This is a genomic window from Komagataeibacter saccharivorans (assembly GCF_004348195.1).
In the GTDB taxonomy this organism is placed as follows: domain Bacteria; phylum Pseudomonadota; class Alphaproteobacteria; order Acetobacterales; family Acetobacteraceae; genus Komagataeibacter; species Komagataeibacter saccharivorans.
Map to the genome: position 1 here is coordinate 2,049,750 of NZ_CP036404.1, position 14,664 is coordinate 2,064,413.

The 14,664-nt window shown below is 61.8% G+C and carries 12 protein-coding genes, 1 tRNA gene and 1 riboswitch; of the genes, 7 read left to right on the top strand and 6 right to left on the bottom strand.

Features of this window, described 5'->3' with window-relative positions; genetic code table 11:
• Positions 1 to 6 precede the first annotated feature (6 nt).
• The 4 genes from KSAC_RS09380 to KSAC_RS09395 all read left to right on the top strand — a co-directional run bounded on the left by KSAC_RS09380 (position 7) and on the right by KSAC_RS09395 (position 6,126).
• Complete coding sequence (locus KSAC_RS09380) at positions 7 to 3,300, top strand: efflux RND transporter permease subunit (RefSeq protein ID WP_132305191.1); 3,294 nt, start codon at positions 7 to 9, stop codon at positions 3,298 to 3,300.
• Positions 3,301 to 3,370: 70 nt separating this feature from the next.
• A tRNA-Arg gene (locus KSAC_RS09385) sits at positions 3,371 to 3,447 on the top strand.
• Positions 3,448 to 3,722: 275 nt separating this feature from the next.
• The gene (locus KSAC_RS09390) at positions 3,723 to 4,937 is read left to right on the top strand and encodes a cytochrome b (RefSeq protein WP_110546844.1); all 1,215 of its coding nucleotides are present in this window, start codon (positions 3,723 to 3,725) and stop codon (positions 4,935 to 4,937) included.
• 62 nt (positions 4,938 to 4,999) lie between these two features.
• Positions 5,000 to 5,102, top strand: a riboswitch (TPP riboswitch).
• A gap of 106 nt (positions 5,103 to 5,208) precedes the next feature.
• Positions 5,209 to 6,126 carry an ABC transporter substrate-binding protein gene (locus KSAC_RS09395; protein WP_408884760.1) on the top strand — a complete coding sequence of 306 codons (918 nt, stop codon included), beginning with the start codon at positions 5,209 to 5,211 and terminating at the stop codon, positions 6,124 to 6,126.
• 19 nt (positions 6,127 to 6,145) lie between these two features.
• On the opposite strand, the gene KSAC_RS09400 is transcribed toward KSAC_RS09395, so the two are convergent.
• A complete protein-coding gene (locus KSAC_RS09400; protein WP_165927309.1) occupies positions 6,146 to 6,673 on the bottom strand; it encodes a DUF2721 domain-containing protein in 528 nt (175 codons plus the stop codon).
• A 102-nt stretch (positions 6,674 to 6,775) separates the two neighbouring features.
• On the opposite strand from KSAC_RS09400, the gene KSAC_RS09405 reads away from it, so the two are divergent.
• The 3 genes from KSAC_RS09405 to KSAC_RS09415 all read left to right on the top strand — a co-directional run bounded on the left by KSAC_RS09405 (position 6,776) and on the right by KSAC_RS09415 (position 10,781).
• The gene (locus KSAC_RS09405; protein WP_132305195.1) at positions 6,776 to 7,048 is read left to right on the top strand and encodes a hypothetical protein; all 273 of its coding nucleotides are present in this window, start codon (positions 6,776 to 6,778) and stop codon (positions 7,046 to 7,048) included.
• Between the two features lie 488 nt (positions 7,049 to 7,536).
• Complete coding sequence (locus KSAC_RS09410) at positions 7,537 to 9,252, top strand: porin family protein (protein WP_102324930.1); 1,716 nt, start codon at positions 7,537 to 7,539, stop codon at positions 9,250 to 9,252.
• 440 nt (positions 9,253 to 9,692) lie between these two features.
• Positions 9,693 to 10,781, top strand: a complete 1,089-nt coding sequence (locus KSAC_RS09415; protein WP_132305197.1) for an oxidoreductase — start codon at positions 9,693 to 9,695, stop codon at positions 10,779 to 10,781.
• Between the two features lie 6 nt (positions 10,782 to 10,787).
• Here the strand turns inward: KSAC_RS09415 and KSAC_RS09420 are convergent, their stop codons facing one another.
• The 5 genes from KSAC_RS09420 to KSAC_RS09440 are packed head-to-tail and all read right to left on the bottom strand — an operon-like array spanning position 10,788 to position 14,624.
• Entirely contained in the window at positions 10,788 to 12,452 is a 1,665-nt protein-coding gene (locus tag KSAC_RS09420) for an ArnT family glycosyltransferase (RefSeq protein WP_118962672.1), read from the bottom strand.
• Between the two features lie 12 nt (positions 12,453 to 12,464).
• Positions 12,465 to 13,220 carry a glycosyltransferase family 2 protein gene (locus tag KSAC_RS09425; protein ID WP_132306212.1) on the bottom strand — a complete coding sequence of 252 codons (756 nt, stop codon included), beginning with the start codon at positions 13,218 to 13,220 and terminating at the stop codon, positions 12,465 to 12,467.
• A gap of 21 nt (positions 13,221 to 13,241) precedes the next feature.
• Complete coding sequence (locus KSAC_RS09430; protein ID WP_102324935.1) at positions 13,242 to 13,736, bottom strand: F0F1 ATP synthase subunit B family protein; 495 nt, start codon at positions 13,734 to 13,736, stop codon at positions 13,242 to 13,244.
• A gap of 32 nt (positions 13,737 to 13,768) precedes the next feature.
• A complete protein-coding gene (locus tag KSAC_RS09435) occupies positions 13,769 to 14,383 on the bottom strand; it encodes a F0F1 ATP synthase subunit B family protein (RefSeq protein ID WP_102324936.1) in 615 nt (204 codons plus the stop codon).
• Between the two features lie 16 nt (positions 14,384 to 14,399).
• Positions 14,400 to 14,624, bottom strand: coding sequence for an ATP synthase subunit C family protein (locus tag KSAC_RS09440; RefSeq protein ID WP_003616715.1), 225 nt, complete (start codon positions 14,622 to 14,624; stop codon positions 14,400 to 14,402).
• Between the last annotated feature and the right edge of the window lie 40 nt (positions 14,625 to 14,664).

The window sequence follows — 14,664 nt, forward strand, 5'->3', positions numbered from 1 at the left end:
CAGTCGATGAACCTGTGCCGCGTTTTTATCCTGCGCCCGGTTGCGACCACGCTGCTGGCCGCAGCCATCCTGCTGTCCGGACTGTTTGCGTATCGGGTGCTGCCGGTGGGCGACCTGCCCGATATTGCCGTGCCGGTCATCTACATCATGGCCACGCAGCCCGGTGCGTCACCCCAGCAGATGGCAAGTTCCGTCACCACCCCGCTGGAACGCAGGCTGGGACAGATCGCGGGTGTCAGCGAGATTGAATCCGATTCAAGCCAGGATACCGCCTTCATCCTGCTGACGTTCAACGAAACCACCAATATCGACGCGGCGGCCAACGATGTTGAAGCCGCGCTGCGCGCCGCGCGCGCGGACATGCCCGCCACCCTTCAGTCCCAGCCGCAGTACTGGAAGGCCAACCCGTCCGACAACCCCATCCTGATCCTTGCCCTGACATCGGACACGCAGCCGGTATCGGAACTGTACGACATCGCCAAGACCCGGTTGCAGCCCCTGCTGTCGCAGGTACAGGGGGTGGGCTGGGTGGAAATCGCGGGCAGTTCGGCCCCTGCCGTGCGGGTGGATATCAATCCGTGGCCCCTGTTCAAATACGGGCTGGGGTTCGAGGACATCCGTTCAGCCCTTGCTTCAGCCAACGCCAATACGCCCAAGGGCATCATAGAAAACGACACCACCCGCTATACGCTGGCCACCAACGATCAGGCCCGTGTGGCGGCGCAGTACCGCAACCTGGTCATCGGCTACCGTGACAGCCGTCCCGTAAGGCTGCAGGACGTGGCCAGCGTGCGTAACGGTGTGGAAAACGAACGCCAGATCGGCTTCCTGAACGGTCACCGCGCCGTCATGGCCATCATCCGCCCCCGGGCGGGGGCCAACGTCATCCATGTCATTGATGAGATCAAGGCCCGCGTTCCCACCCTGCGCGCGGCCCTGCCGCGTGGGGTCACACTTGTCCCCGCCATGGACCGTTCCGTTACCATCCGTGCATCGCTGGCGGATACGCAATGGACGCTGCTGGCATCGGTCGTGCTGGTGGTGGGGGTGGTGCTGGTTTTCCTGCGCACGGTGCGCTCGACCCTGATCCCGGCCATTACCGTCCCCATTTCGCTGGCGGGTACGCTGGCGTTCATGGCGCTGTTCCATTTCTCGCTCGATATCCTCTCGCTCATGGCGCTGACGATCGCGACCGGCTTCGTGGTGGATGACGCCATCGTGGTGCTGGAAAACATCGCCCGCCACATGGAAGCCGGGATGGACCGCAAGGCTGCCGCGCTACGGGGATCGCGTGAAATCGGGTTTACGGTGCTGTCGATCACCATATCGCTGGTGGCGGTATTCCTGCCGCTGCTGTTGCTGGCGGGCACGCCGGGCAAGGTGTTTTTCGAGTTTTCCATGACACTGGCGATCACCGTCACGGTCTCGCTGGTGCTGGCGCTGAGCCTGACGCCCATGATGTGCAGCCTGTTTCTGGAAGTGGGCGAGAAGGCGCCCCCCGATGCCACCGCACCATGGTGGCGGCGCTGGCCGCACCGCGCGGGCGACAGGCTGGAATGCGGGTACCAGTGGCTGCTGCGCCATTATGAACGCTCCCTGTCACTGGCGCTGCGCCATCATGTCCTGACCGCCATTACCCTGCCGCTCAGCCTTGGGGTGATGATTGCGGTGATCGTGTTCATGCCCAAGGGCATCCTGCCGAAGGAGGACGTGGCCCTGGTCATGAACTTCTTCCGGGCCGACCAGACCACGTCCTTTCCCGCCATGACGCAGAAAATCCGCGCCATAAGTGACGCGATGATGGTGGACAGGGACACGCAGGAGGTCATCGCCTTTTCCGGGGACACCAATATCGAAGGCCAGGCTTTCGCGCAGATGATCGACCGTTCCCGGCGCGATGACAGCCCGGACGACATGATCGCCCGCATCCATAAACGGCTGGAGGATATTCCGGGGCTCGACATTTCACTGTTTTCGGCAGGCGACATAAGCGGCGGCGGCGGACGGCAGAAGGAAGGCGCGTACCGCTACCTGCTGACCAGCGACAGCGCCGATGACATCTATACATGGGTGCCAAGACTGGCCGCCGCCCTGCGCACCGCCCCGGCCCTGCGCGATGTGACCACGAATGTCATGAATAACGGCGCGGCGATCCATGCCGACATCATCCGCGATCTTGCGGCGCGCTACCTTGTCACGCCACAACTGGTCAGCAACACGCTGTACGATGCCTTTGGCCAGCGCGCCGCATCCAATATCTCGACATCCCTCACCACCTATCATGTGGTGATGGAAGTTGCCGACCAGTACCGGACATCGCCCGATATCCTGAACAGCTTCCGCATCTCGACCGCCGGGGGCAGTCCCGGCGGCGGCACGGTATCCAATACCGTGCGCGTCACGACGCAGGCCGGGACACAGGCCAGCCGCAGCACACAGCTCAGCCAGCAGTCCTTTCGCAACCAGATCGCCAACCGGCTGGCGGGGGGCAGTGCCGCGTCGAACGGCTCGGCCGTATCCTCCTCCACAGAGACCATGATCCCGCTTTCCGACGTGGCGCGTCTGGTGCCGCGTCCCACCGCCATCACCGTTTCCCATCAGGACGGGTTCGTTTCCGCCGCCATTTCCTTCAACCTTGCCCCCGGCATGGCGCTGAGCGATGCATCCGCCACCATAGCGGACACCATGATCAGGCTGCATGTGCCCCCTTCCATCCATGGCGGGTTCACCGGGCAGGCGGCCCAGTTCCAGTCAGCCATCATCAACGAGGTGCTGATCTTCATCGCGGCCCTGTTCACGATCTACGTGACGCTGGGCATCCTGTATGAAAGCTACATCCACCCGCTGACCATCATGTCCACCCTGCCCTCCGCCGGGGTGGGGGCGGTGCTGGCGCTGTGGACCAGCGGGCAGGAATTTTCGCTCATCACCATGATCGGGATGATCCTGCTGGTCGGGATCGTGAAAAAGAACGCCATCCTGATCGTGGATTTCGCCCTGCATGCCGAACGCGACCGGGGGCTTTCCCCGCGCGATGCGATCCATGACGCCTGCATCCAGCGTTTCCGGCCCATCCTCATGACCACGCTGGCCGCCGCCCTTGGGGCCGTGCCACTCATCACCAACAGCGGCTACGGCATAGAAATGCGCCGCCCGCTGGGCATTACGGTGGTGGGCGGGCTTATGATGAGTCAGTTGCTGACGCTGTACACCACGCCGGTGGTCTATCTTTACATGGAACACATCCGCACATGGACCGTAGACAGGGCCAGACGGCTGCTGACGCGCAGGCGGGGATGAAAAAATTTTCCATAAGCAAAAAAAGGGGGTTGCAGGGGTCAGCCGTGTCGGCTAGAAACCGCCTCACAGCGCACCCGTAGCTCAACTGGATAGAGCACCAGACTACGAATCTGGGGGTTAGAGGTTCGAGTCCTTTCGGGTGCGCCACTTTCCTTAAAAAACAGACTGTCATTCAGAAAATCGCCCTGAGCGGTCCTGTGCGCGCATCTGCGCGTCAACGACAGTCCATGCGGAGCCTGCCTGCCCGGTGGATCGCACGATCCGGTCGCGCGCGGTTTCCGTCATGCGCCACGGTGCCCGCCTGTGTGCAAGCCAGCCCTTCCCATGCGGGGGCGGGGCGTTCCAAAAAGAAAGGTGCCTGCCGCCTGCGGGGCTGCTACACCCGTGGCTGATCTTTCTTTGTCTGAATTCAGGAAACAAGAATGAACGGGTCCGGCCTCCCCGAAAACATTCCCCCCCACGCGGAACCCGCATCGGGTGGCGGCGTCCTTTCGTGGATTGACCGCAGGCTTCCTGTCATCAGTGCTTTCCGCAAGGAATATGTGGACTTCCCCATGCCGCGTAACCTGAACGCGCTGTGGAATTTCGGGGCGATCCTGTGCGCCGTGCTGGTGCTCATGCTGGCGACCGGCATTTTCCTTGCCATGAACTACACGCCCACCGCGGCAGGCGCTTTCATGTCCATCGAGATGATCGAACGCCAGTTGCCCGGCGGCTGGGCGCTGCGCGCCATGCATGTCACCGGGGCGAGCCTGTTCATGGCCGCACTTTATATCCACCTGTTCCGGGGGCTGTACTATGGCTCCTACAAACAGCCGCGCGAGATTTTGTGGCTGTCGGGGCTGGGGCTGCTGGTCATGGTCATGGTCACCGCCTTTGCGGGCTATGTCCTGCCATGGGGGCAGATGTCCTACTGGGGGGCGGATGTTGCGGGCAAGGCGGTGGGGGCCGTGCCGGTTATCGGCCCCACGCTTGAACACATCATGGAAGGCAGCGACCAGTTGGGGGATATTTTCATCCACCGCTTTTTCGTGCTGCATTTTGTCATGGCCTTCGCCATCGTCGCCATTGTCGGGCTGCATGTCGCGGCCCTGCATGTGCCGGGGCCGAACAACCCGACCGGCAAACCCGTGAACGCGCGCGACACCGTCCCTTTCCATCCGTACTACACCACCAAGGACCTGACCGGGCTGGTGGTATTCGCACTGGTGTTCGTAGCCCTCGCCTTCCTGTGGCCCGACCTGCTGTCCGAACCGGAAAACTACCGTCCCGCCAACCCCCTGCACACGCCCGCCGATATCGAACCGGAATGGTATTTCCTGCCTTTTTACGGGATGCTGCAGTCTGTTCCGTCAAAATTCGGCGGCCTGCTTGCGGCGGGGGGATCAATCGCGATCCTGTTCGCGGTGCCATGGCTTGACCGATCCTCCATCCGTTCGGCCCGCTCGCGTCCGCTGTGCCGGGCTGGCATGGCGGGGCTGGTGGCGGCTTTCGTGCTGATGGGGCTGGTTGGACGCCACCATGCCGAAGGGGGCTGGATGATCGTGGGCCGGATCGCGACACTGTATTATTTCAGCTACTTCCTTGTGCTGCTGCCCCTGTGCGCACGGCGGGAAATGCGCGGCACGGCAGGCTGAACCTGCCATCGCGCACGGTCCGCAAGCCGTGACTTGACGGGCGACGCCGCCTTCACACACTCTCTGCCCGACCGGGGTGCCCTGCAACAGAAGTGCCGGGCTGAGATCACACCCGTTGAACCTGATCTGGGTCATGCCAGCGAAGGGAGGCGTCCTGCCATGGCCCACCGGGCCTGCGCCCTGCCTGCCATCCGTCGCTGATACGCTGGAAGGAAGGCACATGCGCACCCTTGTCCATCATCTTTTCGCCCTGCTGGGGCTGCTGGCCTGCATGGTCGTGACGACACCCGTGCGCGCCGCCGACCGGCAGGTGACCGTGGTGCTGGACTGGTTCCTCAATGCCGATCATGCCAGCCTGCTGGCCGCGCAGTATAGCGGCGCCTTCACCCGCCATGGACTTGATGTCAGGCTGATCGCGCCTGCCGATCCCGGATCGCCCGCCCGTCTGGTCGCGGCGGGACAGGCGGATATGGCCGTTTCCTACCAGACACAACTGGGCATGCTGGCCGATCAGTCCATTCCGCTGATGCGCGTAGGCACGCTGATTGACACGCCGCTCAACGTCCTGATCGCCAGTGACACCATCCATACCATTGCGGACCTGAAGGGCAGGACGGTCGGCATTTCCATGCCGGGGGTGGATGATGCGGCGCTGGACGCGATGCTGCATTCGGCGGGGCTTGGTCTTGCCGACGTGCATCAGGTCAATGTCAATTTCCAGCTTGAACAGGCAATCATAAGCCATGCGGTGGATGCGGTGATCGGGGCCGTGCGGACCTATGAACTGATCGACCTGCAACAGAAAGGCGTCAGGGTTTCAGCCTTCTTCCCCGAGGAGCACGGCGTGCCCATGTCCGATGAACTGGTCCTGCTGGTGGGACGGGATCATGTGCGTGAGGCATGGATACGCGCCTTCATGGATGCACTGGCGGAAGGGACGAATACGCTTATCAATCACCCCGACACCATTCTGGCGCAGGCGATCCACGATCACCCGGAACTCGACACCCCGCTGAACCATGCGGCGTGGCAGGCGACGCTGTCGCGGCTATGCAAACAGCCCGCGCTGCTGAACATACCGCGCTACCGGGCCTTTGCCGCCTTCCTGCATGCCCACGGCATGATGACCCGCGACATCGCGCTGGAACAGTATGCGGTTGACCCGTTCAGCCTTGATCCCGCCCCCTGAAACCAGCCCCGCGCGGCGATCAGTCCTGTTCAAGGGCCATGTTATTGAGCATGTCGCGCCTGTGCGGCAGGAACGTCGTTACCCGCAGGCCGTGCCATGCGACGATGCTGTCCCCTAGGAACATGGCCAGCGCGATAACGGTGCAGACCAGCGCATTGCCGAACATGAGCACCAGCCACCAGGCGATGGCGGAATCCCGCACGCTGCCCAGAAACAGCGCGAAAGCTGACCCGCAGGCGGATGCGCCGCCCACACCGGCGAACAGGATCGCGGCATCCAGCAGCAGCGTGCGGTAATGCAGGTGGGTCAGGCGGCGCAGCAGCACGCTGGTGCTGTCCTTGCCCTTGGTGTCCGTGGTGTCATCCGCATTTTCCAGCTTGTCGCGCACCGTCTCGATATGATCACTGACGCGGGCAAGCCGGGTGTTGAACATGTTCAGCAATGTACCGATGCCGGACAGCATGAAGACGGGTGTCAGGGCTGTCTGGATCAGATGGGCAACGCCATCGACGGAATCATCGGGAATAAGGCCGGGAAAGGCAGACACTGCGGATATATCCTTGGATGCGGTCAGGACCTGCGTTTTTTGGGCTTATCCCTGCCCCCGTCAAGGGGCAGGATCGATACAGACACGAAAGGAGCCACCGTCATGTCGCATAATTACGCCACGCCGCTTACGCCTGAAAAACGGCTGACGCGCGTCCTGTCCCGCATTCCCGACGACTGGTCCGTAAACATCGACCGGCAACCCGACGGTAACGGCGGCACCTGCTGGCGCGCGCGCCTGACGCTGCCCGGCGATGATACACTGGACTGGACCGCCCCGCAGGGCACGATGGTCGAAGCGCTGGAAACCGCGTGGCGTCAGGCCCGCGCCCTGCCGGGTGGTGAGGCAGGCCCGCAGGTTACAGTCAAGAATTAAGTCAATAAAATATAAACACAGCTTTGTGATGCTGTGTGCTGTATTTCCGGTTGGATGAACCCCTGCCCCCATCTGATTTATTGAACAGAATCTGGAAATTCATGCGCACACGATTGTTTGATGCATCCGATACAATGTTTCGTATCCGGACCATTCCTCTCCGTTCCGGGCAGGTGCGTACTGCAATATCGTACGGAACCGGTCGGGAAACACACAGCTTTTTCAGGATGACTGTTTTTTGAACCTTGCATAAAAAAAAAGGAATATTTGCTAACAAATTCCTTCCGCCCATCGGAAACCCGCTGTTTTTCCCCTGCGCGTGCAAGGAAGAATCCCTGCACGCTCATGCCCCGGTTCCATCGGGATACGCGCCCTGGGACAGCCACCAGCCCCCATTGACCCGCCGGGTTTTATACAACAGGAATGCGGACAGGGAGTTTAATACTATGTCGGCTGGAAAATTGGCGCGTATTGGCGCAGTAGTTGTTATGGCAAGTAGCGGGGCATCCCTTGCCTGCCCTGAAGACGCGCGTGCTGATGATTACAGTGAACTCCTCGATATCCTGAAGGCGAAGGGCAGCCTGACACAGGGCGAATACCGCGGCCTGCTGGCCCATCATATGCAGCATGCGCGCGAAGCGGCCTCCGCCGCACGTGCGCAGCAGTACATGCCTGCCCAGCGTCGTACCACCATTCCCGCATCCACCCACACCCAGATGCGCACTGCCATGGGCCAGAAAATCCAGCCGCCCGGCCAGATCGACATCGGTGGCGGGATGGACCCCAACGATGTACTGGCGCAGGCCCAGCAGGCGGCGGCCAGTGCGCAGGCCAGCGCGGCATCGGCAGAATCCACATGGCTTGCAGCCCAGCATACCATGGACAGTTCATCGCTGGTGCATGTGGACAAATACGTGCCCGGTGGCGGCCTGACCTTCAAGGCAGGCCCGATCGACATCAACCTGTCCGGCTTCATCAACGGCTTTTACACCTATAACAGCCCGGCTGGCGGCCATCCGGTTGCGGGCGGTGTTTCCACCGGATCGAGCGGGTTCGATTCCTCCGCGCTGCGTAACGGCCTGCTGCCCGCGGGCCTGATCCTGAAGCTCAAGACCACCCAGAACGGCATCGACCTTGCCGCCGTGATGGGCATGTATCCCGGCATCAACAATGCCAAGAACGGCGCATTCAACGCCAATACGGGTGGTAGCCCGGTCGGGCTGGGAACCGCCGGCATCGATTTTCGTCAGGTTTACGTGACGGCGGGCAACAAGAAATGGGGCACGTTCAAGATTGGTCGTGACCTTGGCATCTTTGGCGGCGACGCCATCCTTGATGACGCCACGCTGCTGAGTGTCGGTTCAACCGGCAGCAACTCGGCGCCGGGCAATACGTCGCTGGGCCGTATCGGCGTGGGTTATGTGTATGCGGACTGGATTCCGCAGATTTCCTATCAGTCGCCCACCATCAAGGGGTTCCAGGGCACGATCGGCATCCTGCAGCCGCTGGATGAATTCGATTTCTCGGGCGATGACGCCAATGGCAATGCCTATTCGGCCAGTTCCACCCAGCACAGCTCGCCCATGATCCAGGGCAAGGTGACCTATGACTTCAAGATCGGCGGCCTGAGTGCCCGCATCTGGGCCAGCTTCCTGACCCAGCACCAGCAGGACCTGACCGTAAGCCGGACAACAACCGTCAACACGGCCCTGCTTGAAGCCAGTGGCGGGATCTACAACATGGCCACAACCACCACGGCGGATATGGCGGTCAATCCGGGCCAGAAGCGTGGCGTTACGGCGGAAGCGGGTGAAATCGGCACGAAGCTGACCTACGGACCCGCGCAGTTCGTCGGCTACTACTACCGTGGCAGCGGGCTGGGCACGACCGGCCTGTTCTTTGATGGCGTGGCCAGCAACGGCCGCAAGCGTGCATCGGAAGGCTATTATGTCCAGATGATGTACAACTTCACCAAGCGCTTCAAACTGGTGGGCAGCTATGGTGTCAGTAACCTGTATCAGGCACCGGGCGAGGATGATCCGGATCTGGTCCGCCGCAATGAATCCGAAGTGGGCGCCGCCTACTATAAAATGACGGACTGGCTGAATCTGGTGGCGGAATATGCCCATACCAGTTCGGCAGCACACGGACCGTACAAGGAAAGCGACAACAGTGCTTCCGGCGGTATGATCCTGCTGTTCTGAGCGTTTAACGCCATCCGGGCGAGAACATCCTGACCGGGGCAGGCGGGCATACCGTCTGCATCCGGATGCGGGTTAACCTTATCCCCCACTGCGACGGCTGGTGGCGGGGCGGTCTTGCATAGGTCGTGTTCGTACAGATTACGTAGAAGTTTTTGGTGAAGCCTTTTTCAAAAAGGCGGTACCCAAAAACTTTTATTTTTTATTTATCAATCAGTTATTTCAAAACGGGAATGGTCTGGACAGGTCGCGCAGCCCCGCGCCATAAAAACTGGCTGCAACAGGGACTGTTCGCCGGAAAAGGGTAAAGACGAGGCCCGCTTTCCCTGCTTCCATAACGCCATCAAACGACCGCGTTCGTCACCGGTCCGGGCATCTGGCCGCCGGAAGCAGTTTGCTGCAAAAACGGGTCCTGCCGTAATGCACCGGAAGAAAGGCAACAGATGCCCACACCATCACGCTGGCCACTACGGGTCGGGATTGTCGGTTATGGATTCGCCGGGCGCACATTCCATGCGCCACTTATTGACGCAACACCCGGTCTGGCGCTGGTCGCCATCAGTTCGGGGCAGCGCGCCCTCGTGGCACAGGACTGGCCGCAGGTTCAGGTGGTGGATACGCCCGATGCGCTGTTTGCCCTGCCCGATCTCGATATGGTGGTGATCGCCTCCCCCAACGAAACCCATGCACCACTGGCACGCGCCGCCCTGCATGCGGGGCTGCATGTGGTGGTGGACAAGCCCTTCACCCTTGATCTGGCGCAGGCCCGCGCACTGGCCGATGAGGCACAGGGCTGTGGCAGAATCCTGTCCGTTTTCCAGAACAGGCGGTGGGACAGCGATTTTCTGGCAATCCGCAACGGCCTGAATGCCGGAATGATTGGGCGGGTGACCACGTTTGAATCCCATATGGACCGTTTCCGTCCGCAGGTGCGCGACCGCTGGCGCGAAGCCGATATGCCCGGCAGTGGCCTGTGGTTCGACCTTGGCCCCCATCTGGCCGACCAGGCCCTGCAACTGTTCGGCCTGCCGGATTCCATACAGGCCACGCTTGCCTGCCAGCGCGATGACGCCAGCATTGATGACTGGGCGCAGGTGATACTTCTTTACGGGCAGATGCGCGTCAGCCTGCATTGCAGCATGCTCGCAGCATGGCCCGGCGCACGCTTTGCGGTACATGGCACAGGTGGCTCGCTGCTCAAGCGCGCAGCGGACCAGCAGGAAACCCAGCTTCGCACGGACATGGTTCCCGGTGCCGATGGCTGGGGCGCGGACCCTGACGACATGCTGGTATTCGATGGCACGGATACACCCCGCGCCGTGCCCTCTCCACCGGGCGACCAGCGTATCTATTATGCGCTACTTCGTGATGCCGTCATGGGCCATCGCGCAAACCCGGTTCCCCCTATACAGGCCATTGCCGTCATGGCTGTGCTGGAAACCGCCGCACGATCCGCCCGGGACGGCAAAAGACTTTCCCTCCCCCTGAACGAAGAAGAAAAAGCCCTGTGGGCGCAGGCATGGGAACGTTAGGGCCGATCAGTCCGGCTGGCGGATCACGCCATACAGCCCGATATCGAGATATTTGCCGGTGGAATAATTCAACCCGCGCTGCTGTCCCAGTTCATGCAGGTCCAGTCCATCCTGCATGGCGCGGGTGCTGAAGGCCACCAGATCCTGTGCACCAACCAGCACCAGAGCGCATTTCTGGTTCTGTTGCAGGAAGTCCGCTGCTGCCGTGGCGCCCATCAGCCGTGTATTCTGACCCAGCAGAAAAACAAGGCTGGGTTCGGAATCCGATACGGAAGCCACGACCGTCTGCGCGCAGGGACGATGATCATCAACCATGGCGGCAAGGCGGGGGCTAAGCCAGATGGTCTGCAGACGTGGAATAACAGTAGAAAAAAGCCCCACATGGATAATGACCGCAGCCGCCACCGCAGCCATGACGGCGCGCAGCATATCCCGATGCACGATCAGATAACCCGACAGCACCAGCAGGGGTAACGCACCGGCCGGGATCAACATGGCTGCGGGGGAAAAGGTGCCTTCCATCCGCCACAGCAGCACCGGACCCGCAAATGCCAGAACCGAACCCAGCGTGAACCAGAGCACCGCATAGGCCGCAAGCACGCCCCGCGCCCATATCGCATGCGGCCATTCCCAGCGGGAGGAATAGGACACGACGGCAGCCGCCGTCAGGATGGCGATGGCGGGATAGGTCGGCAGCACGTAATGCGGCAGCTTGGTGGCGATGGCTTCGAACACCAGCCAGTGCGGCACGATCCAGCACAGCAGGTAGCGCACATGCGGTTCAAACCGGCGCGCCCACACAAAAGGCAGGCTCATGGCCGCGAACAGCGACCCCGGCCAGAAAGCAAGGGCGAAAACCGCAAGATGATAGCCCGGCGGCAGACCGTGCGTTTCCTGCCCGCTCGCCACCTTGCCAAGGAAATTGCGACCGACTGAACGGGAAAAGAAATCCCCATGGCTTTTGACACCAATCGCCACGCACCATGGCACGACAATGGCCAGCATCAGCAGCCATCCCCATGAAGGGCGCAGACGCCGCCACCAGTCGATGCGCCGTTCCACCAGCGCAAGGGCCAGCGGCGTGCCAAAACCGGGAATAAGGATGACCGGCCCCTTGAGCATGAGGCCACACCCCAGCGCCGTCCAGTAAAGCAGCGCTGCGGCCAGAGGCGTTGCAAGATCACGTTCGCGGTCCAGATAGGCCCGCAGCAGTCCGCATTGCGCCAGCAGCACGCATAGCAGCAGCGTGGTATCAATGGTGGCCATCCGCCCTTCCGCCGTCATCAGCACGGACACGGCCAGCAGGGCCGCAGCCAGCAATCCGCAGGCAGGGCCAAACAGTGCTGCCCCAATCCACGCGGTCAGGACGGCGGCAGCGGTGACAGACAGAAGTGAGGGAATGCGGTAGGGCCAGACAGCATGCGTGTCCTGCATGCCGGTCAGGCGGACAGCAGCCGCTTCCAGCCAGTAAATGCCAGCAGGCTGCAGGTAGCGGGGCTGATCGAGAAAGCGGACATCGACATAGTCGCCACCATGCAGCATCTGCGCCGTGGCTTCCATGTAACGCGGTTCGTCACGATCCAGCGGCGGCAGCGTGGCCCGCCCGGGCAGGAACAGGACAAACACGGACAGCGCCACCAGAATATAGTGGCGCAACGTCAGACGCGTCATGGCATGGCCCCTTCAGCGTTCGGTAACGCGTTTCGGTATCCTGGCGCGGCTGTTCAGCCACATGACACCCAATATGTCCCGGACGCCTACGATGGCCCGGTTGAAATTGGTATATTTGGAAGATCCGTGCAGCCGGTTGCGATGATGAACCGACATGCACACCAGCGGTACGCCCCGCCGCCCCATAAGGGAAGGCAGGAAACGGTGCAGTCCCTCGAACTGGGGCAGGCAGAGGAAATCGGCCCGCCGGAACGCCTTGAGCGAAGCACCGGTATCGGGGCAGCCATCATTCAGCAGGCGACTGCGCAGGCCATTGGCGAAACGCGACGCCAGTCTGCGCGACAGGGTATCGCGCCGCTTGGTGCGCACCCCCACCACAAGCGGGGCACGTCCCCTGGCCGAACGGCACAGGTCGAGCATGGGTGCGAAATCGGCGGGGTTGTCCTGACCATCCCCATCAAGGGTGATGACCCACTCGCCCCGCGCGGCTTCCATGCCGGTGCGCAGACCCGCGGATTTACCACAGGGCCGGTCATGACTGATGATACGCAGGTCTGGCAGGATACCGTCATCCCTTACGGCCTTCAGGGCCGCAACCGTATCATCCGTGCTGCCGTCATCGACAAAGATGACCTCGGCTGCAGGTAACTGGCGCAGGGATGCCGCTATTTCCTGACAGAGGGGGCGGATGTTCTCCCCCTCGTCCAGCACGGCGGCGATGATGGAAACAACAGGGGCGTCATCCGCCCCATCGCGTATTTCCGACATTGCGGCTGTCAGCAAGGGCTGTCAGGCAGCGCGCTGGGAAAGGACTGCCGGCATGTCGCTGATCGACTTGTCAACGATCTTGCCATCGGTATCGGCGTTCAGGCTGGCGGCCAGCGTCTCACCCGTGGCCTGAATGGCAATTTCAATGGCCATTTCACGCACTTCCCGCAGGGCGGAGCGTTCAGCCGATGCAATACGATCCTTTGCCATCTGTTCGCAGCGGGCGGCTACGGCGGCGGCATTCTTATTGGCCTGTTCCGCAATGATGGCGGCTTCCCGCAGGGAATGTTCGACCAGTTCCTTGGCCTCGGCGATGGCCGCTTCCCGGTCACGGGTGGCGTCCTCAAGCATCTGCTCGGCCTCGCGGCGCAGGCGCGCGGCTTCATCAAGCTCGGCGCGGATGCGTTCCGCCCGTCCGTCCAGTGCGCTCACCAAGGGCTTCCACAGTGAGCGCCCGAACAGGACAAAGAACAGGACAAAGGCAACAGCCGACCAGAAACGGGGATCATGAAACATGATTATGACCTGTCTGTCTTGGGCAGCGCGGGTCAGAGACCACGTGCTGCCGCAGCAGAACCGACCTTTGCCGTCACGAAATCGGCCGGGGCGGCAATGCCGGATAACTGATGGATCAGCGTTTCCGCCGTCGTTGTGGAAATCTCACGCACGGATGCCAGTGCCGTTCCGCGTGCCTGCGCAATGCGGGTTTCGGCATCATGGATTTCCGCAGCCAGCCGTGCATTCATTTCCTCGGTCTGCCGGGCGGCGGCAAGACGTGCCTCCTCGACAACCTTGTCCACATTGGCCTGTGCTTCCGCCAGGGCATTACGCCGTGCCGTATGCAGTTCGGCCACTGCTTCGTCCGCGCGGGTCTTGGCCTTGTGCGCGATACCAAGATCCGTCTCGATCGTCTGGCGACGCAGCGACAGGACCTTTTCCACCTTCGGCAGGGCCGAACGACTCAGCAGAAGATAGAGTACCAGAAAAATGCCAGCGCCCCACACCACCTGACCGATGACATAGGGATTGCCGAAATCAAGCTGGGGCATGCCCTCGGCGCGCGCGCCAGGGGCGACCATGGCCATCAGCGGCAGAGCCAGCGCGGACGAGGCCAGCAAGGTCCCCGCCCTTCGGATGTTTTCATACACCACGGCGCGCGCCATGTTCGCCTCCAGCGTATCAGACGAACAGGATCAGGAACGCGATCAGCAGCGCATACAGGGCAACGGCTTCCGTCAGGGCGAAGCCCAGCATGCCGAGACCGAACACGTGCGGACGTGCGGACGGGTTGCGCGCGATGCTGCTGACCAGCGTGGAGAAGATGTTACCAAGGCCAATGCCAACGCCGGCGAGGGCGATAACGGCGATACCGGCACCAATTTCACGGGCTGCTGCGATATCCATGTCTTGTTTTCCTTGTTTCAGACGTTCTGGATTGAAGCGA

Coding starts and splice junctions, on each gene's coding strand:
- KSAC_RS09380 (WP_132305191.1), top strand. CDS start 7: ATGAACCTGTGCCGCGTTTTTATCCTGCGCCCGGTTGCGACCACGCTG.
- KSAC_RS09390 (WP_110546844.1), top strand. CDS start 3,723: ATGAACGGGTCCGGCCTCCCCGAAAACATTCCCCCCCACGCGGAACCC.
- KSAC_RS09395 (WP_408884760.1), top strand. CDS start 5,209: ATGGTCGTGACGACACCCGTGCGCGCCGCCGACCGGCAGGTGACCGTG.
- KSAC_RS09405 (WP_132305195.1), top strand. CDS start 6,776: ATGTCGCATAATTACGCCACGCCGCTTACGCCTGAAAAACGGCTGACG.
- KSAC_RS09410 (WP_102324930.1), top strand. CDS start 7,537: ATGGCAAGTAGCGGGGCATCCCTTGCCTGCCCTGAAGACGCGCGTGCT.
- KSAC_RS09415 (WP_132305197.1), top strand. CDS start 9,693: ATGCCCACACCATCACGCTGGCCACTACGGGTCGGGATTGTCGGTTAT.
- KSAC_RS09420 (WP_118962672.1), bottom strand. CDS start 12,452: ATGACGCGTCTGACGTTGCGCCACTATATTCTGGTGGCGCTGTCCGTG.
- KSAC_RS09425 (WP_132306212.1), bottom strand. CDS start 13,220: ATGTCGGAAATACGCGATGGGGCGGATGACGCCCCTGTTGTTTCCATC.
- KSAC_RS09430 (WP_102324935.1), bottom strand. CDS start 13,736: ATGTTTCATGATCCCCGTTTCTGGTCGGCTGTTGCCTTTGTCCTGTTC.
- KSAC_RS09435 (WP_102324936.1), bottom strand. CDS start 14,383: ATGGCGCGCGCCGTGGTGTATGAAAACATCCGAAGGGCGGGGACCTTG.
- KSAC_RS09440 (WP_003616715.1), bottom strand. CDS start 14,624: ATGGATATCGCAGCAGCCCGTGAAATTGGTGCCGGTATCGCCGTTATC.